The sequence below is a fragment of the Rhodoplanes sp. SY1 genome, from assembly GCF_046000175.1.
In the GTDB taxonomy this organism is placed as follows: Bacteria; Pseudomonadota; Alphaproteobacteria; order Rhizobiales; family Xanthobacteraceae; genus Rhodoplanes.
This window is the reverse complement of record NZ_JBEOMB010000432.1, coordinates 1-832: the sequence shown is the minus strand read 5'-3', so window position 1 is coordinate 832 and position 832 is coordinate 1. Positions and strand designations below refer to the sequence as shown.

Genomic DNA, 832 nt, shown 5'->3' with positions numbered 1-832 from the left:
GGCACCACCTTTCGATCCACCAAATCAGCCATCTGACGGTCAAAGGAATCGACGGAAACCCACCATATCGTAGGAGTAACCAAATCGATCTTGTGATACATTAGAATCATTTTACCATCACCTCAAGGCGGTGAGTGTACTCGCGGTATGAATATACTGACTGATCTACGAGAGTATAGGGAAGTCGGGACTTGTACCAATCATCGATGTGGCAGCAGGCGAGCATCCCCGACGGCGCGAGAACGTGGTCGACCATCAGGCTCACTAGGGCATGCGCTTTCCCTATATACTGAGGATACAGAACCCCCGTGATACAGACGAGATCGAAACCCGCCTGAGGAAGCTGGTCGAGCTCGAATATTGACAAGGTTAAAAACGAGATCGAATTCGCGCTGGAGCGAGAGGCCACTCGCCGTTGCGCCCACCCAATTGCAGCTTCTGACACGTCGATCCCGACGATCGTGCTCGCTGGCAACGTGACCGTGACAAACCCGTTGCCGCAACCGATGTCCAGAGCGCTGGAAAACATCCGCTGTGGTAGCAAGCTCCGCAACTCAGCGAGTCGACGTGTGTCGTCCGGAGTTCCCTGGTAATTCCAAGGATCCGCGACGGAGTAGAAGTCGTTGAGTTCTTGTAGAGGTTGAATGAGGTCCATCTTGTCCTACGCTTTGTCCGATGCGCGAACTCTCTCGGGCGGAGACACATTGCGTCCTTCATAGCCGGGCTGTTGTCGAATCCCGTCCTGAACAAGGGGAGTTCGTGCGGATTTTTGGTAGAAGCCACCCTAGATCCCGAGGCTCTACGACGCGCGACGACGGCGGTCCATCAGCCT

General features: G+C 54.7%; 1 protein-coding gene. It reads right to left on the bottom strand.

The features are described from left to right. Positions 1–106 precede the first annotated feature (106 nt). A complete protein-coding gene (locus ABTU92_RS30170; protein ID WP_408095212.1) occupies positions 107–655 on the bottom strand; it encodes a class I SAM-dependent methyltransferase in 549 nt (182 codons plus the stop codon). Positions 656–832 lie beyond the last annotated feature (177 nt).